Source organism: Chelatococcus sp. HY11 (genome assembly GCF_018398335.1).
GTDB lineage: Bacteria > Pseudomonadota > Alphaproteobacteria > Rhizobiales > Beijerinckiaceae > Chelatococcus.
On sequence record NZ_JAHBRX010000003.1, the window covers coordinates 40,662 to 55,923 of the forward strand.

General features: G+C 60.9%; 12 protein-coding genes and 7 pseudogenes. 12 read left to right on the plus strand and 7 right to left on the minus strand.

What is annotated here, in order from left to right:
* Positions 1-14 precede the first annotated feature (14 nt).
* Both KIO74_RS29790 and KIO74_RS29795 read left to right on the plus strand, forming a co-directional pair.
* Positions 15-1,172 carry an acyl-CoA dehydrogenase family protein gene (locus KIO74_RS29790; protein ID WP_213339435.1) on the plus strand — a complete coding sequence of 386 codons (1,158 nt, stop codon included), beginning with the start codon at positions 15-17 and terminating at the stop codon, positions 1,170-1,172.
* Between the two features lie 236 nt (positions 1,173-1,408).
* Positions 1,409-1,567: pseudogene (locus KIO74_RS29795) on the plus strand (transposase); the annotation flags it as partial.
* A gap of 32 nt (positions 1,568-1,599) precedes the next feature.
* On the opposite strand, the pseudogene KIO74_RS29800 reads toward KIO74_RS29795, so the two are convergent.
* Positions 1,600-1,766: pseudogene (locus KIO74_RS29800) on the minus strand (integrase core domain-containing protein); the annotation flags it as partial.
* 131 nt (positions 1,767-1,897) lie between these two features.
* Here KIO74_RS29800 and KIO74_RS29805 point away from each other — a divergent pair.
* Both KIO74_RS29805 and KIO74_RS29810 read left to right on the plus strand, forming a co-directional pair.
* Positions 1,898-2,302 (plus strand): hypothetical protein, encoded by a 405-nt coding sequence (locus tag KIO74_RS29805; RefSeq protein WP_213339561.1) that lies wholly within the window; start codon positions 1,898-1,900, stop codon positions 2,300-2,302.
* A gap of 154 nt (positions 2,303-2,456) precedes the next feature.
* Positions 2,457-3,238 (plus strand): IS5 family transposase gene (locus KIO74_RS29810; RefSeq protein ID WP_502762139.1). Its coding sequence is split into 2 segments (ribosomal slippage): positions 2,457-2,792 and positions 2,795-3,238, totalling 780 coding nucleotides; the frame shifts between segments, so codons are not numbered across the junction.
* On the opposite strand, the gene tnpC is transcribed toward KIO74_RS29810, so the two are convergent.
* Genes tnpC through tnpA form a run of 3 tightly spaced genes read right to left on the minus strand, consistent with a single transcriptional unit; the run spans position 3,223 to position 5,654 of the window.
* A complete protein-coding gene (gene tnpC / locus KIO74_RS29815) occupies positions 3,223-4,890 on the minus strand; it encodes an IS66 family transposase (protein WP_213339440.1) in 1,668 nt (555 codons plus the stop codon). The two genes, KIO74_RS29810 and tnpC, sit on opposite strands and share 16 nt — an antisense overlap.
* A 45-nt stretch (positions 4,891-4,935) precedes the next feature.
* Entirely contained in the window at positions 4,936-5,283 is a 348-nt protein-coding gene (tnpB, locus tag KIO74_RS29820) for an IS66 family insertion sequence element accessory protein TnpB (RefSeq protein ID WP_213339441.1), read from the minus strand.
* Complete coding sequence (gene tnpA / locus KIO74_RS29825) at positions 5,280-5,654, minus strand: IS66-like element accessory protein TnpA (protein WP_291980276.1); 375 nt, start codon at positions 5,652-5,654, stop codon at positions 5,280-5,282. Before tnpA ends, tnpB begins: the two co-directional genes overlap by 4 nt.
* A gap of 82 nt (positions 5,655-5,736) precedes the next feature.
* Between tnpA and KIO74_RS29830 the strand changes: the two are divergent.
* The 3 pseudogenes from KIO74_RS29830 to KIO74_RS29840 form a co-directional block, all read left to right on the plus strand.
* Positions 5,737-5,823 (plus strand): annotated as a pseudogene (locus KIO74_RS29830) (IS5/IS1182 family transposase); the annotation flags it as partial.
* Positions 5,824-5,861: 38 nt separating this feature from the next.
* Positions 5,862-6,824 (plus strand): annotated as a pseudogene (locus KIO74_RS32050) (recombinase family protein); the annotation flags it as partial.
* Between the two features lie 282 nt (positions 6,825-7,106).
* Positions 7,107-7,994: pseudogene (locus KIO74_RS29840) on the plus strand (IS110 family RNA-guided transposase); the annotation flags it as partial.
* On the opposite strand, the pseudogene KIO74_RS29845 reads toward KIO74_RS29840, so the two are convergent.
* Positions 7,959-8,155 (minus strand): annotated as a pseudogene (locus KIO74_RS29845) (transposase); the annotation flags it as partial. The pseudogenes KIO74_RS29840 and KIO74_RS29845 sit on opposite strands and share 36 nt — an antisense overlap.
* 66 nt (positions 8,156-8,221) lie before the next feature.
* Between KIO74_RS29845 and KIO74_RS29850 the strand changes: the two are divergent.
* A pseudogene (locus tag KIO74_RS29850) lies at positions 8,222-8,365 on the plus strand (IS5/IS1182 family transposase); the annotation flags it as partial.
* 121 nt (positions 8,366-8,486) lie between these two features.
* Here the strand turns inward: KIO74_RS29850 and KIO74_RS29855 are convergent.
* Entirely contained in the window at positions 8,487-10,946 is a 2,460-nt protein-coding gene (locus tag KIO74_RS29855; protein WP_213339445.1) for a winged helix-turn-helix domain-containing protein, read from the minus strand.
* Positions 10,865-11,197 (minus strand): hypothetical protein, encoded by a 333-nt coding sequence (locus KIO74_RS29860; protein WP_213339447.1) that lies wholly within the window; start codon positions 11,195-11,197, stop codon positions 10,865-10,867. The genes KIO74_RS29855 and KIO74_RS29860 overlap by 82 nt, the downstream gene beginning before the upstream one ends.
* A gap of 165 nt (positions 11,198-11,362) precedes the next feature.
* On the opposite strand from KIO74_RS29860, the gene KIO74_RS29865 reads away from it, so the two are divergent.
* From KIO74_RS29865 to KIO74_RS29880, 4 genes are all read left to right on the plus strand, one after another.
* A complete protein-coding gene (locus tag KIO74_RS29865; protein WP_213339448.1) occupies positions 11,363-12,364 on the plus strand; it encodes a zinc-binding dehydrogenase in 1,002 nt (333 codons plus the stop codon).
* Between the two features lie 16 nt (positions 12,365-12,380).
* The gene (locus KIO74_RS29870) at positions 12,381-13,163 is read left to right on the plus strand and encodes an SDR family NAD(P)-dependent oxidoreductase (protein ID WP_213339449.1); all 783 of its coding nucleotides are present in this window, start codon (positions 12,381-12,383) and stop codon (positions 13,161-13,163) included.
* A 146-nt stretch (positions 13,164-13,309) separates the two neighbouring features.
* Complete coding sequence (locus tag KIO74_RS29875; RefSeq protein WP_213339450.1) at positions 13,310-14,104, plus strand: SDR family oxidoreductase; 795 nt, start codon at positions 13,310-13,312, stop codon at positions 14,102-14,104.
* Between the two features lie 13 nt (positions 14,105-14,117).
* Positions 14,118-15,206 (plus strand): CaiB/BaiF CoA transferase family protein, encoded by a 1,089-nt coding sequence (locus KIO74_RS29880; protein WP_213339451.1) that lies wholly within the window; start codon positions 14,118-14,120, stop codon positions 15,204-15,206.
* Positions 15,207-15,262: the final 56 nt, after the last annotated feature.

Here is a 15,262-nt window from a genome sequence, read left to right on the forward strand (position 1 = left end):
CCTTGGAGGTAATCATGCAAAGGCTCATCTTCGAACCTGAGCACGAAGAATTTCGCGATACGGTGCGGAGGTTTTTCCAGCGTGAGATTGCGCCCCATGGCGAACGCTGGCGAGAGCAGGGCTACGTCGACCGCGAGGCTTATCTGAAAGCCGGAGAGCTCGGTTATCTCTTGATGTGGGCGGATGAGAAGTACGGTGGAGCAGGCGTTAAGGACTTTCGGTATGAGCAGATCGTTTATGAGGAGAATATCCGCAACGGCGAGCTAGGTTTCTACATCAATCTCCACTCCGGCCTTGTTGCTCCCTACATCGGTGGGCTCGGGACCGAGGAACAGAAGGCGCGTTGGTTACCTGGTTGCATCAAGGGTGAGACGATTCTCGCGATCGCCATCACCGAACCAGCGGCGGGCAGTGATATGGCAGGCGTCCGCACCCGTGCCGAGGACCGAGGGGACCATTGGGTGATCAACGGCTCCAAAACCTATATCTCGAACGGTCAACTCGCTGATCTCGTCGTCGTCGTCGCGCGCACTGACCCTGACAAGCGGACCGGCCTCGGTTTGTTTGTCATCGAAGCTGGTATGGAAGGTTTTGAGCGCGGCAAAAGGCTGAAGAAGATGGGAATGGCAGCCCAGGACACATCGGAACTGTTCTTCAACGATGTGAAAGTGCCGAAAGCGAACGTCCTGGGAGACCCGAGGAAGGGTTTTGCCTATCTGTCAAATTTTCTTGCCGGCGAGCGCCTCGTCGCGGCCGTTGGATCCGTCGCGGCGGCTCAAACCGCGTTCGATATTACGCTTGATTACGTCAAAGAGCGCCGAGCGTTTGGCAAGGCGATCGGTGCCTTTCAGAACACACGCTTCGTAATGGCCGATCTACGGACCCAAATCGACGCAGCGCAGACCTTTGTCGACCAGTGCGCCCTCCTGTACAACGTTGACCGGCTGACTCCAGAAATCGCAGCGCAGGCGAAACTGCTTGCGAGTGAGACGGAAGGGCGCGTCATGGATGCGTGCGTGCAGCTGCACGGCGGGGCTGGCTACATGGAAGAGTATCGTATCTGCCGCATGTATACGGATGCGCGCATCACGCGGATCTTCGCCGGCTCGTCGGAGATTATGAAGGAAATCATCGGTCGCGGCCTTGGTCTTGATGAGCGCAAGATGAATTGAGGCTTCCCTTTCCTCGCCCCACAACGCGGGACGGCGGGCAGCACAAATTGACCGTTCTACGTCACAACGAAACCATGATTAACGAGGCGGGAGCGTGCCTCGTCACCGCCCTTCACTGCGCAAACCGTTTTGCAACGATCCGGGGCGCTCTTGTCCTAGAGCCTGACTGGAAAAGGTTGAGTGGCCTCAGGCATTTGTGATTCCGTCGGATTTGTGAAGATTCGATGGAGATCACGATGCCTTGGACAGAGGCCACTCGTCGGCATTATCGGCGGGATGACTTGCGTTATGCAAGCGATCTGACGGACCCCGATTGGGCCTTGATCGAACCGTTCCTGCCGGTGACTGGCCGGATCGGACGACCCCGGATGACGTGTCTGCGGGAAGCAATCCTGGCCGGCCCCCACGAGGTGATCCGCTTTGATTGTTAGTGCATGATTGGTCTGGCGCTACCGTCGGGGTGGCCGGCGGAGCTGGTCGGGGTTGCGCGGCCACCTCTGGTGCGGGTGGTTTGTAGCCGAGCGATGAGTGCGGACGCACGGTATTGTACAACACAACGAAGGAACGCCCACAGGACCGAAGAGCGCGAGCTTCTTTATCGTTGGCATCCTTGGGCCGGACGCCGGGTTCACATTCACGAGGTGATTGAGAAGTCCGGCAGAGGGGTTTTCCGCTGCAGTCGGGCTGGTTCCACCTCCGGGCGATGGCTGGAGATACCGGCCTGGATGTTCGAGCGGGCAGACAGCGCTGCCTGTTGCATTGGCGCGGCGCCCCAAGTCGATATTACGGCGCTCAATGCCTTGGCGACGTTGCTGCAGGAGGTGAGGCCCGCCTCGGGTGCACCATCGCAATTGCGGGATTCAAGCGCAGCATTGGACTCTCACGACGCGAATCGGGGAGATGTCCATGCCACGCCCCCCCACCGTTCATCGCTTTCTCACAGCAAGTCTCATCAGTTCAATCTGTTCCAGGAGCCGCACGACGCCGAGGCGGAACCGCTGGCGCCGCAATGGCAGGCCCTGCCGGCAGAGACGCGCGAGGCGCTGACGAACCTGATGGTTCGACTGATGCTCGACCACGCAGACGGCGGCTGCGTGCGGGACCGGGAGGAGATGCGCTATGATGTCTGAGAAGATCAGGCCGCACCACCTGGAACGCAAGGCGATCCTGTATGTGCGGCAGTCCTCGCCCCATCAAGTCCTGCACAATCGCTAGGTTGTGTGGACTCTAAGGATTCCCATTTTGGCTGAGGTGTGATTCAAGGCTGCTTTTCAGGAGGCAGCCTTGGGGGTGATGGATCGATTGGTGCTGAGCGATGCCGCCTGGGATCGGATGGCGCCGTTGATCATCGGCCGTCCCGACCAGAAGGGTTCGACCGGTCGCGACAACCGGATGTTTGTCGAGGCTGTGTTGTGGATCGTGCGGACGGGCTCCCCGTGGCGCGATCTTCCCGAGGTGTTCGGCGACTGGAACAGCGCGTTCCGCCGCTTCAGCCGATGGAGCACCAAGGGGGTCTGGTGGCGGATATTCGAGGCGATGTCGGATGATCCGGACTTCGAATATCTGATCATCGACTCCACGGTCGTTCGGGCCCACCAGCACGCTGCCGGGGCTAAAAAGGGGGGTCTGAAGATCAGGCCCTTGGTCGCTCGCGCGGTGGCCTGAGCACCAAGATCCACATGGCCGTCCGAGGCCTTGGCTGTCCGGTGCGGTTCACGCTGAGCGCCGGCCAGAAGGGCGACGCGCCGCAGGCCGCGGCCTTGATCGAGGGACTTCCGCCCGACGACGTCATGGCCGACACCGCTTATGACGCCGACGCTTTGCGGCAGGCCATTGCCGACAAGGGCGCACTTGCTGTCATCCCCAATAACCCGTCGCGCGCAGTCAAGCATCCGCTCGACAAGCAACTCTATGCCCAACGTCATCTGATCGAATGCTGCTTTTCCAAGCTCAAGCAATTCAGGCGTGTCGTACGGGTACGACGAAGACCGCCGGATTGGCGCGTGCGCGATGGTGCAGCGGCTTTTATGCTGAGGGGACGTTGTGAAGATCAGGCGGCCTGCTGATCGGAGTGCTTTTCAGCCTCGCGCAGGCTCTTCCACTCCCAAGGTAACAGTTCGTGCAGACGCGAGGCGGGCAGATTCGCGATACGAGCCAAGACATCGGCAAGCCATGCTTTTGGATCGACGTCGTTGAGGCGACAGGTCATGATCATCGTCAGCATGACGGCGCAGCGGTCAGCGCCGCGCTGGCTGCCTGCAAAGGTCCACGACCGGCGGCCAAGAGCAATATTTCTCAATCCGCGCTCGGCGGCATTGTTGCTGAGACAGATTCTGCCATCGTCGAGGAAGCGGGCGAAGTCGGCCAACCGGGACAGCATATAGTTCATGGGCTTCAGGACATCGGAAGAGCGCGAGAGGGTATCGCGCTCGCGCAGCAGCCAAGCGTGCATGTCGTCGAACAGTGGCTTGCTCTTTTCCTGGCGCAGGGCGCGCCGCTCGTCAGCGGTCTTGCCGTTGATCTCGCGCTCGATTTCGAAGAGCGCATCGAGCCGCTTGACGGCCTCCAGCGCGAGCGGGGAGACGGGCTTGCCGTTGCGCTTGCCTTCTCGGGCGTTTTTCTCGATGTCGGCCAGCTCGAAGAAGCCCCTGCGCGCGTGCGCGAAGCAATAGGCCGGCGTGAGCGGCTGGTCCTTTCGTCGCACGTCGAACAGCGCATTAAGACCAGAGTAGCAATCCGCCTGCAGGATGCCCTGCCAATGGGCCAGATGCTTGTGTGGGTGCTCGCCGCGCCGGTCACTCGAGGCATAGTAAACTGCCGCCGGCGGCGCTGTGCCCGAGAAGGGTTGGTCATCTCGCACGTAAATCCAGATCCGCCCGGTCGTGCACTTGCCCTTGGCCAGGATGCGGATGGTGGTGTCGTCGCCATGCAGGCGCTCGGCCGCGAAGACATGCTTTTCGATCAGCTTGAAGATCGGCATGAGAGCGAAGGTCCCGTGGCCGACCTGGTCGGCCAGCGTGCTCACCGGCATGTCGATGCCTTCGCACTTGAAGCGGGTGCTCTGGCGGTTGAGCGGAATGTGCATCCCGAACTTGTCGAAGAGGATCGTCGCCAGTAACTGCGGGCCGATGAAGCCACGCGGCGTGGCATGGAACGGCGCCGGCGCCTGGCTGATCTTCTCGCAGTCGCGGCAGGTGAACTTCTCGCGCACGGTCTCGATCAGTTTGAAGCGGCGCGGGATCTCCTCCAGCGTCTTGTTCACGTCCTCGCCGATTTTGGCCAGCCGCGATCCGCAGCAGCAGGTGCAGGTGGCGGGAGCCTCAATGACAACGCGCTCGCGCTCGATGTCATCCGGCCAGGGCTTACGCACCGGCCGCTTGCGCGCGAAGGCACGCACGATCTGGGCTTTCGCCGCCGCGGCCTGCGCAGCAAGCTCATCCTCGCTCGCCGTGGTGACGAGATCCTCCAGCTCCAATTCCAGTTGCTCGATCAGCCGCGCCATGCGCTCGGAGCGCTGCCCGTACAGTTCGCGTTTGAGCTTTTCGATCCGCAGCTCCAGATGCGCGATCCGGGCCTCGTTGTCGGACAGCTCCGCCCGTGCATTGGCGGCATCCGCGACGGCGACATCGCGTTCAGCCTGCAACGCCTCGCGCTCGGCAAGCAGCGCCATATAGGCGCTCGCCAAGTCCACAGGAAGAGCAACCGCCTTCGAGGTCATGAAGCCAGTGAATCAGATTTCACTCGTAACTTCAAAGTCAAAATGCTATCCAATGCGCGTTGGGCGCCATGTTTCCTGGGGATTTCGCCAGTCGATCCCAGACAGGAGATAGCTCAGCTGGGCTGTCGATATCGTAACGCTCCCGTCTGCTGGGGATGGCCAGATGTAACGGCCGCGCTCAAGGCGCCTCGTAAACAGGCACGATCCTTGGCCGTCGTGCCAAATCACCTTCAACAGATTGCCTCTTTTACCGCGGAAGCAAAAAATATGGCCGTTCAGAGGGTCTTTCTTCAAGATTTCCTGCACGCGTAGAGCCAGACCCGCAAAACCGCAACGCATGTCTGTGTGGCCCGTCGCCAACCAAACTCGCACTCCCGTTGGTACCGGGATCATCGCAGTGCCTTCAATACCGCCGACACCAGCGCGGGGGGCGCCGACGCGCAAATCCTGATCCGACCGCTGCCCGTCAATTCAACCACGATCACGTCGCCGGAAGACGATACTTCAACAGCCAATTCTTCCTGCACCGCCGCAGCCTCCGGCACGATCAGGGCCGGAATGAAGCCGTCAACCGGCGGTGAGCCGAGCCGCCCAACCTCCGCCGCTCTTCGCCAATCGTTCAATTGCGAACGGGTGATCCCGTGCTTGCGAGCTGTCGCAGATCCCATACGCGGGCCCGAATAGCTCTCTGCCACAATCCGAAGCTTCGCCTCATCGCTGAAGTGCCGGCGCCCACCTGCCTCGATGATTTCCAGCCTGCTCACTGATCTGTTCGTATAGACGTCCATACAGACGATTCAACACTCTTGGCTCGCCCTCAACAAGGCGGCCCTGCGCGTAGGCGTACGGCGTGTCGCTACACGGTTCGAGAAAACCGCTCGAAACTACCGCGCGGTCGTTACGCTCGCCGCCATCGTCCTATGGCTCCGATAAGTGTCCACACAACCTAGAGCAGCGCCCTGCAATATGCGATGCGCGACCGCCTGACAGCTCTGGGCTGGTCCCGGATCGAAACGGTGGACGATGACCTCGGCCGATCGGCCGCGGGTGGCGTCACGCGTGCAGGATTCGACCGGATGGTGGCCGAGGTCTGCCTCGGCAAGATCGGCGCGGTTGCTGCTCGGGAGGTTTCGCGCTTCGCCCGCAATAGCCGCGACTGGCAGCAGCTCATCGAGATGTGCCGCGTTGTTGATACCGTACTGATCGATCAGGAGACTGTCTACGCGCCGCGACAGGGGAACGATCGGCTGCTGCTGGGACTGAAGGGCAGTCTCAACGAGTATGAGCTGGATCTCCTGCGGCAGCGCTCTCTTTCGGCACGCTACGAGATGGCCCGACGCGGCGAACTCATCGTCGCTGCCGCGGTCGGCTTTGTGAAGGTTGGCGACAGGCTCGAGAAGGATCCCGATCGCCGAGTCCAGGAAGCCATCACTCTCGTCTTCGACAAGGTGGCCGAACTCGGAAGTGCCCGGCAGGCCCTGCTCTGGTTCCACGAGCACGGGCTCGATTTGCCTGCAAAGCGAAATAACAATGGTGTCATTTGGCGCAGGCCAAATTATGCGACCATCCACCGGATGATCGAGAACCCGATCTACGGCGGCGCCTACGCCTATGGTAAGAGTCAGGTCGCGTCGGGATACGATGCGACGGGCATTCGAGTCAGGATCTGCCGCAAGGCGCGGTCCGAGTGGCTGGCGCTGATCCCGGGCGTTCATGAAGGTTACGTCAGCTGGGAACGGGCGGAAGCGATCCGCGAGATCGTGAGTAACAATGTGCCGACGGGCCGGCATCACGGAGCGCCCAAGCATGGTGAGGCTTTGCTTGCCGCCCTTGTCCGTTGCCGGCTGTGCGGACGCAAGCTGACGGTCCGCTACACGGGAACCAAGCATAACATCCCGCGCTATTCCTGCTGGCGAGGCTTGCTCGACCACGGGGAGCCGCGCTGCATCGCCTTCGGAGGATTGCGTGTGGATGACGCCATTGAAGAAGCGCTTCTGCGCGTCGTTGAACCCGGCGCGATTGCGGCAGCTCTTGAGGCTGAAGCGCAAGCGGCCAGTCGCCTCGATCAGGTTCGCGACGCGCTCGTGCGGGATCTCGAGGCGGCGGCGCGCTACAACGCCGATCGGGCATTCCGGCAATTGACACCGCCGACCCGCAGAACCGGCTTGTCGCGGCGGAACTGGAGCTGCGGTGGAACCGGGCGCTCACACGCGTTTCCCAAGGATGCGCAGGTAATCCTGCACATGCTGAAGATCCAAGCGACGCAAGTCTACCATGATCCGCTCCGCGCCGGCATCAACGACGTGCGGGAACTGTCGAAGACGCATGAGGCGATCGCCAGGACCAAGACCGAGATCCAGCACCGCATCCTGACGCATTACCTGCCGCTGTATTTCCCCGAGATCGATCGCTTCAGGGGAAACAGCCGCAGTGATTGGTTCTTCGCTTTCCTCGATGCCTTTCCGACCCCGGCAAGCATCACGGCGCTGACAAAGGAGGAGTTTGTGGCAGCAGCCTGGGATGTTGTCGGCCGCAAAGTCAGCAAGACGCAGATTCTGATGGGTATTTACGAGACGGCGCGCACGTCGATCGGACTGCCGCTGCCGCTCGATGCCCCTGCCATTCGCATGTTTCGTATGGTCATTGCCGAAGCACGCAGCCTGATCCGGCAACGCAACCAGATCGAGGAACAGGCCGACGAACTGCTGCGGCACAGCAAGGATTACCAGCTCCTGCGCCAGATACCCGGCATAGGGCCCATCAACGCGTTGACGATCATCGCCGACGCCGGAGACCTTCGCCGCTTCCACCATCATCGCCAGTTTCTCAAGTTCTGCGGGCTGGATCTCTCGACACAACAGTCCGGCCAATATCGCGGCCAGACCCGGCTTTCCAAGTTCGGCAACGCTCGGCTGCGCCGCACCCTGTGGATCGCCGGGCAAGTCGTTATCCGCCAGCGCGAGAATGGCTTCCGGCACAAGTTCGAACGCTACATCGCCAGAGATCGCGACAATCCAGATCTGCGCCGCAAGGCGATGACCGCTATTACCGCCAAGATGGCCCGCGTCGTGATCCACGCAGGCGCGGCGGCGGGCGGGGCTTAAAAGTTTCCCCGCGCAGCCTCGGCGAGGATCATCTTGTCGAGCGTCAGATCAGATACCGCCCGACGGAGCCTGGCGTTCTCCGCCTCAAGCTCCTTCAGGCGCTTGACCTGATCTCCTTTGAGGCCGCCGTATTCCTGACGCCACCGATAGTATGTCTCTTCCTTGCCATTCTCTCGTCCTCCAAATGGCTCAATGCCATACATCAGGGAGGACCACTTTAAAGGGGTAGGCCAGTCGTCGAACGAACTTTCGCATGGCTCGGACGCTGCCGCCGTCTCGCCAAAGACTTCGAGACATCCATCGAAAGGGCAGTCGCCTGGATTTTCGTCGCACACATTCGGCCCCTCATAAGAAAACTTGCAAGACTTTGAAATCACGCGCGTCAGGCTCTGAGAGGCAAGAGCGCCGAATGCGTTGGATCGGGAGCTTGTAGAACAGTATGTCGATGACGCACTCCGGCGTCACAGGGACGGCCAATCTTATACGCAGAATCTATGCAATAAGGCCGAATTGCCGCGCTCTTTCAACAGCCTGCGAACGACGGCGAATGCCAACCTTGTCGTACACCTGCTGCATGTACCACTTGACCGATCCCTCAGACAGCCCGAGACGGTTGCCGATTTCGCGGTTACGCATCCCGCAACCAACGAGAGTCAGGATTTCCAACTCCTTGCCACTGAGCCGGCCGTAGAGCCCCTCATAGTTTGATTCGACGATCTCGGGGGTCGACACCGGTTTTCCGGTGAAGGCTGCCAGCACACGGCGCGCGAAAAGGTCCGTGGGATGCTGCGAGTCCATGCTGTCTGTGTAGGCATCGGACAGGAGCTTGAAGACAGGCTGCCCTTCGTCGACGAAACTGCGAATAAGATCCGCCGGCGCAGCCGCGGTGACACCTTCACGCATCGCTCGTTGTGCGGTGCGATGATCCCCACTGATCGAGAGGGTCTGCGCGGCAAGAATGCTCCACCGCACGAAGGCGCGCACGGCTCCGCGGCTCTGGCAGAATGTCCGCCATTGCTTTGTCAGAGCCAAAGCTTCGGCCGCCTGACCGCGGTTGATCGCATAGCGGGCCCAGATCAGCGCTGCCAACTCGTTGAGTGTGGTCGCCCCCTGGTTCGGCGCGAGAGCGCCGGACGATTTCGGCAGGTTCGATTCAGCCATCCGCACAGCCGCGGCATCCGTCATGCCATTTCGCAGCAGGAGGCGAATCTGCTCGTGCAGAACGGCAAGCCGCATGCGCTCGAGATCGCATTCCAGCGCGACATTCATGGCCTGGTCTAGTGCTCGGCGCGCGCCATCTTGATCGCCACGAGCGCCATGGAGACGCGACTTCACGATATGCCCAGCGACCAACTGATCGACGAAGCACAGCTCACGTGCAACCGGCAGATGGCTGTCAACGAGCTCTGCCGACTGCTCGAGTTCATTGGCTTCATAATGGATTTCAGCCAGCGGGAGCGCGATCAGCGCAGCGAGCGGCGAGTTCTTGCCCGCCCAGTGATGGCTTTCGTCCAGCCCTTGGGCCAACGCCTCACGGGCTTGTTCGGTTCGCCCGGCAGCGAACAACGAGATGCCCGCTGCGGCTTGGAACGCCAATACGGAAAAACGATAGCCCGACTGCTCAGCACTGGCGCGCGCTTGCGCATGCAGGCGGTCCAGTCCTTCGAAGCGGAAATGTTCTCGGCGAGCCGACATTTGATAAGCATAGAGCGAGCAGACGACGAACGGGCGCCGCGGCGCGAAATAGCGCAGGAGTGTCGCACAACGCTCCTCCACCTGGGCAAGATTGTCGTGTGCGGCAGCGAAGGTCATCTCACGGTGCTGAAGCGTCATGTCGAGCGCTTCAAGAGCATCGGGATCGGTCTCGGGATCGCGGCGCATTTCCGCCAGTCGTTCGGTTGCAAGATCAAGGAGATGGCGGGTCTGTCTGAAACGCATGCCATAGATCTTATGCCACGCGACCGCGACCGCCGTGTTGGGGCTGCGCGCGAGAATGGCCAGGGGCAATTCCGCGGCGTACTTGGAGATCGTTCCGACGCGACCCGAATAGGTGAAGTCTTCGGCAACCCCTTCAAGATACTCCGAAAGGAGGGTGAAATCACGCGATTTCAGCGCGTGCTCGAGGGCCTGCTCATGGTGACCGCGCGAATGGAACCAAACCGCGGCCTTCCGGTGTGCGACGAATACGGCCTGTGAATCGAGGTCAGCCAGTTTTCGCTGGAGGAACTCGGAAAATAGATTGTGGTAGCGGAACCACTGGCCTTCATCGTCTAGTTGAGCAATAAAAAGGCCAATTTCCTCCAGGTGGCGCAGCGTGGCGCTTGAACCGCGCCGGCCAGTCAAGGTATCGCATAGTTCCGGGGAAAGCCGGTCAAGTACGGCGGTTTCGAGAAGGAACGACCTGATCTCTTCACTTTGTCGGGCAAAGACGTCTTCCGCAAAGAACGCAGCAACGGCGCGGCCTCGACCAGAGAAATGAGCAAAAAAATCACTTCGGTCCGTCGATCGGTTCAGGGCGAAACACGCGAGCTTGAGACCCGTGACCCAACCCTCGGTCTTGGAAAGCAGCATGTCGAGGTGTGCGACCTCGAACTCATGATGGCCGGCGCCTGCGAGCAGCGCGATCGCCTCTTGGCGCGTAAAACGCAATTCCTGATGACCAAGCTCGAGAAGTTGACCATAGGCGCGCATGCTCCCCAGCTCGATAGTATGCAATTGTCGCGTCGCGAGAACGCAATGCGTGTTGAGCGGCACACGTTGGATGAGCAGGGCGAGTAGATCAGCAGTTCTCTGATCCAGAAGATGGACATCGTCGAGAAAGAGGTAGACGGGCTGACGCGTCCGGGCCAGTCGTTCGATGACTGCCGCAATCAGCGCTTCCGCATTGAAATAGGCCTCGTTGAGAAATACGTTCTCCAGACCTTCGCCGATCGGGCCGACGGCATGGAGCATTGCAGCGAGCGAGCGAGCGGTCGCGGTGAGCTATCATTGGTATCAAGTGAGATCCAACCGCATAGGGCGCCGCGCGCCTTCAACTCGTCGAACCATTGCGCCAGTAGTGTCGTCTTGCCGTAGCCGGCAGCCGCCTTGATGATGGTGAGGCGGTGCCGCGCGAGATCGCCGAGATAATCCCTGAGGCGGGGCCGGTCGAGCAAGCCCACCGGTTCGAGCGGCGGGACAAATTTAGTCACGATGGCTTGCATGGCGTTTTGTTTCCCCTGGTGAACCGCTGACGGACGTGGCGCTCTTTGGCGCATTGAACAAAATCTACCATTCGTCTGGTAGAAAATGCAATCAATGGATAGGTGTTTTCTTAGTGACCGCCTGCAATCTCAATCGACGATTCGGTCGCGATGGCGGAGAGGGCGATGAAAGCACTGGTGTTGGAGACAGCGGGCGGACCGGAGAGCGCCGTTCTGCGAGATGAACCGTTACCGACGCCCCGCGCAGGGGAAATCCGCGTTGCGCTGAAAGCGTCATCCCTCAATCATCGCGAGCTTTGGATTTGCCGCGGACAGTACCCCAATATGAAATTACCTTGCATTTTGGGGGCGGATGGCGCTGGGGTGGTTGCGGAAATCGGACCGAATGTCGATCCGGCCCTGAAGGGCCGTGAAGTCGTGCTCTATCCGGGCCTCCATTGGGGCGCTGATCCACGCTTTCCGTCGAAGAGTTTCGCGCTCCTCGGCGTTCCGCTCCCTGGCACCATTGCTGAAGCCATCTGTGTCCCGGCTGAAAATGCTTTCGCCAAGCCCAAGGGCCTCTCGTTCGCCGAGGCTGCAGCGCTGCCCACGGCGGCCCTCACCGCGTGGCGCGGCTTGTTCGGTAAGGGCGGCCTGGAAAGGGGCGACCGGCTTCTCGTCACGGGCATTGGAGGAGGAGTCGCGACTTTCGCGTTGATGTTCGGCGTGGCTGCCGGCGCGGACGTTTACGTGACCAGCGGGTCCGAGGAGACCCTCGCGAAGGCGGCCGCCCTCGGGGCCAAAGCTGGTTTTATTTATCGCGAGGCGGGCTGGCGGAAGGCCCTGCAGCAAGCGAGCGGCGGCGTCAATGTGGTGTTTGATGGGGCTCCCACCACTGGCCTACCTGAGTATTCGCGCGCCCTCGCGATGGGGGCTCGAATCGTGATCTACGGCTCGACCGGGGGCGTAAATATGACAATGGCGGCGCCTGATTTCTTTCTGAGGCACGCCACCATCTTCGGAACTGCGATGGGCGATCTCACCGATTTCGCGGCAATGCTCAGGTTCGTCGAGGAGCACGGGCTGAGGCCAGTCATCGAAAAAACATACCGTCTAGATCAAGCAAAGGACGCTCTGCTCCATCTAGAGGGTGCGCATGGCATCGGGAAGATCGTCATCGAACACTGAAGCGGGGACCTTGGCCATGAAAATCGTCATCACAGGCGCGGCGAGCGGCATCGGACGCGCGACCGCGCGGCTTTTCGCAACCAAACCGCATGACGGACAACCGGCCGTGCTAATGCTCGTCGATCGCGACGCAGCAAGCCTCGCCGATGCGGCTGTCGAAATAGCGCCGCTAGCGGGCCGCGTTGAAACGATCGTTGCCGACCTCGCGAGAGAAGAAGTGCCCGGCTCTGTCGTCTCAGCATCCCTCGCGGCATTCGGGGGCATCGACGCACTGATCAGTAACGCTGGCGTCCTCCACACATTTCCGCTCGCCGAACTGCCCTTGTCGGAATACGAACGCATTTTCGCCATCAATACCCGTGCAACCTTCCTGATGGCGCAGGCGGCCTATCCCGCCCTTCGGAAATCTCGCGGCGCGATCGTCGCGACGGCGTCGATGGCGGCCGAACATCCAGCAACGCCGCTTGGAGCCTACAGCGCAAGCAAGGCCGCGCTGCGAATGCTCATCCGGCAGATGGCGCTCGAATGGGGCCCGGACGGCATTCGGTGCAACAGCGTCTCGCCCGGACCGACCGAAACGGGGATGACGGGGCATGTCTACAGGAATGAGGAACTGCGGCAGTGTCGTTCGCAGGAAATCCCGCTCCATCGGATCGGCACCCCAGAGGATCTCGCCGCGGCAATTCACTTTCTGGCCGGCCCCGGAGCGTCATTCATCAGCGGCGTCGATCTCACGGTTGACGGCGGCCTTAATACGACACTGATGGTATCGAGAAACAGTGCTGCGGCGGCCATGTGATCGAGCGGCTGGAAGATATCTTCGGGCGCCGCGCGCAAATCGGACGCTTGAGGCGAACTATCGATCGATAGGTTGCCTGACTAAGCTCTTATATTGCAATGGCCCCCTTGCTTCTGTCCCTTACCCTGTCCAACTGCCGGAATGCCATGTCACTGAACTTTTCTCCCGCCTCGCTTTTCGAAACGAAAGACAAGATCGTCCTCGTGACCGGCGGCGCCCAGGGGCTTGGGCGCATGATAGCGGAAGGCTTTGTACTGGGCGGTGCGAAGGTCTACATCACCTCGCGCAAGGAGGAGGTCGTGACCGCGGCCGAAGCGGAATTGCGGCGATCGGGCGAATGCGTCGGGATCGTTGCCGACCTTTCATCGCCAGAGGCGTGCTCCGCACTCGCTCAGCGTATCCGAGAATCCGAAACGCGACTTGATGTCCTGATCAACAATGCTGGGCGAACCTGGGGAGCGCCACTGGAAACTTTCCCTGACAAGGCGTGGGCCTCTGTGATGGCGGTCAATGTCCAAGGTCCTTTCACGCTCGTGCGCGATCTTCTGCCGCTTCTGAAGCGCGAGGAACGGGGCGCGGACCCGGCACGCATCATCAATATTGGATCGCTCGCTGGCCTTCGCGCCGAGCCCCTTTCGGCTTTTTCGTACGCCTCCAGCAAGGCTGCGGTCCATCATCTGTCGCGCGTATTGGCCGCCGAGCTTGCCCCTTATGGCATCACCGTGAACACACTTATACCCGGGTATTTTCCCACCCAGATGACCGCTCACATCCGTGGCGAAGAGGAAAAACTTTCCGAACTCGTCGAGCGTGTGCCATTGGGACGTATGGGGACTGCGGAGGATGTGGTTGGGGCGTCCATCATGCTCGCCTCCCGCGCCGGCGCTTACATGACGGGAACCGAGATTATTCTTGACGGCGGCATGTTTGGCTGCAGGTGAGGCGGTTATCGCGATGTCTGCTAGCGGCATTCTCTCTGGAGTCAAAATTGTCGAGTTCGACGGCTTGGGGCCCATTCCGCTCTGCGCGATGATGTTGGCCGATCACGGCGCGGAGATCGTTCGCATCGTGCGCCCAGGGAGCCCGGTGACCGATAATGAGGTCGGAGGCGCCATCCTTCACCGCAATCGTGCCAGCGTTGAGCTCGATTTGAAATCACCTTCGGATCGCGCTCGGGCTCTCGATCTCGTCGCGCGCGCTGACGCAGCTCTTGAGGGTTTCCGCCCCGGCGTCATGGAACGGCTCGGCCTCGGTCCCGAAGCGTGCCACGCCCGTAATCCATGCCTTGTTTATGGGCGCATGACAGGCTGGGGGCAAACCGGCCCCCTCGCGAATCGTGCCGGACATGACATCAATTACCTTGCCATGTCGGGCGCCTTGGCTTTGATGGGCTCCCCCGACCGTCCGCCTTCACCACCGCTCAATCTCGTTGCCGACTATGCTGGCGGCACCCTGTTTCTCGCATTTGGCGTCATCGCCGGACTGCTCGATGTGGCTCGCGGTGGCAAAGGTCATGTCGTCGACGCTGCGATGTGCGACGCTGTCCCGGTTCTCCTCAGTCTGATGCATGCCCTGCGCGCAACGGGCCAATGGAAGGACAGGCGTGGCGCCAACCTGCTCGACGGCGGACGTCCCTTCTATCGGTGTTACAAATGTAAGGATGGAGGCTTCATCGCCGTCGGTGCGCTCGAGCCACAATTCTTTCGCCTCTTTATGCATGGGATCGGACTCGATCCAGGCGCTTTTCCACAGGACGACGAAGCCTGTTGGCCCGTTATGACGGATGCGATTGCCGCACGTTTCCGCGAAAAGACGCGCGATGAGTGGGGGTTGCTGTTCAGTGACGGTGATGCCTGCGTCTCGCCGGTGCTTGGGGTGGACGAAGCAGCCCAAACTCTGCATGCGCAGGCTCGAGGTATTTTCCGTCGCGACGGAGACCGGATCGAGGCAACACGGGCGCCCCGCTTCGGGAATGAAACGACGGTCTTCGAGCCACCATCCCGTTTAGGGATCGACGACGCATTGGCGCGCTGGTCGCAATGAGAGTGGAGCAAGCCGGAATGCTAGGCGAGGCGCTGCGGTCAGGCGTCGCCGACAAA

Bases quoted from the DNA above. Each gene is read 5' to 3' on its own strand.
- KIO74_RS29790 (WP_213339435.1), top strand. From the start codon at position 15: ATGCAAAGGCTCATCTTCGAACCTGAGCACGAAGAATTTCGCGATACG.
- KIO74_RS29805 (WP_213339561.1), top strand. From the start codon at position 1,898: ATGTTCGAGCGGGCAGACAGCGCTGCCTGTTGCATTGGCGCGGCGCCC.
- tnpC (WP_213339440.1), bottom strand. From the start codon at position 4,890: ATGACCTCGAAGGCGGTTGCTCTTCCTGTGGACTTGGCGAGCGCCTAT.
- tnpB (WP_213339441.1), bottom strand. From the start codon at position 5,283: ATGATCCCGGTACCAACGGGAGTGCGAGTTTGGTTGGCGACGGGCCAC.
- KIO74_RS29855 (WP_213339445.1), bottom strand. From the start codon at position 10,946: ATGCTCCATGCCGTCGGCCCGATCGGCGAAGGTCTGGAGAACGTATTT.
- KIO74_RS29860 (WP_213339447.1), bottom strand. From the start codon at position 11,197: ATGCAAGCCATCGTGACTAAATTTGTCCCGCCGCTCGAACCGGTGGGC.
- KIO74_RS29865 (WP_213339448.1), top strand. From the start codon at position 11,363: ATGAAAGCACTGGTGTTGGAGACAGCGGGCGGACCGGAGAGCGCCGTT.
- KIO74_RS29870 (WP_213339449.1), top strand. From the start codon at position 12,381: ATGAAAATCGTCATCACAGGCGCGGCGAGCGGCATCGGACGCGCGACC.
- KIO74_RS29875 (WP_213339450.1), top strand. From the start codon at position 13,310: ATGTCACTGAACTTTTCTCCCGCCTCGCTTTTCGAAACGAAAGACAAG.
- KIO74_RS29880 (WP_213339451.1), top strand. From the start codon at position 14,118: ATGTCTGCTAGCGGCATTCTCTCTGGAGTCAAAATTGTCGAGTTCGAC.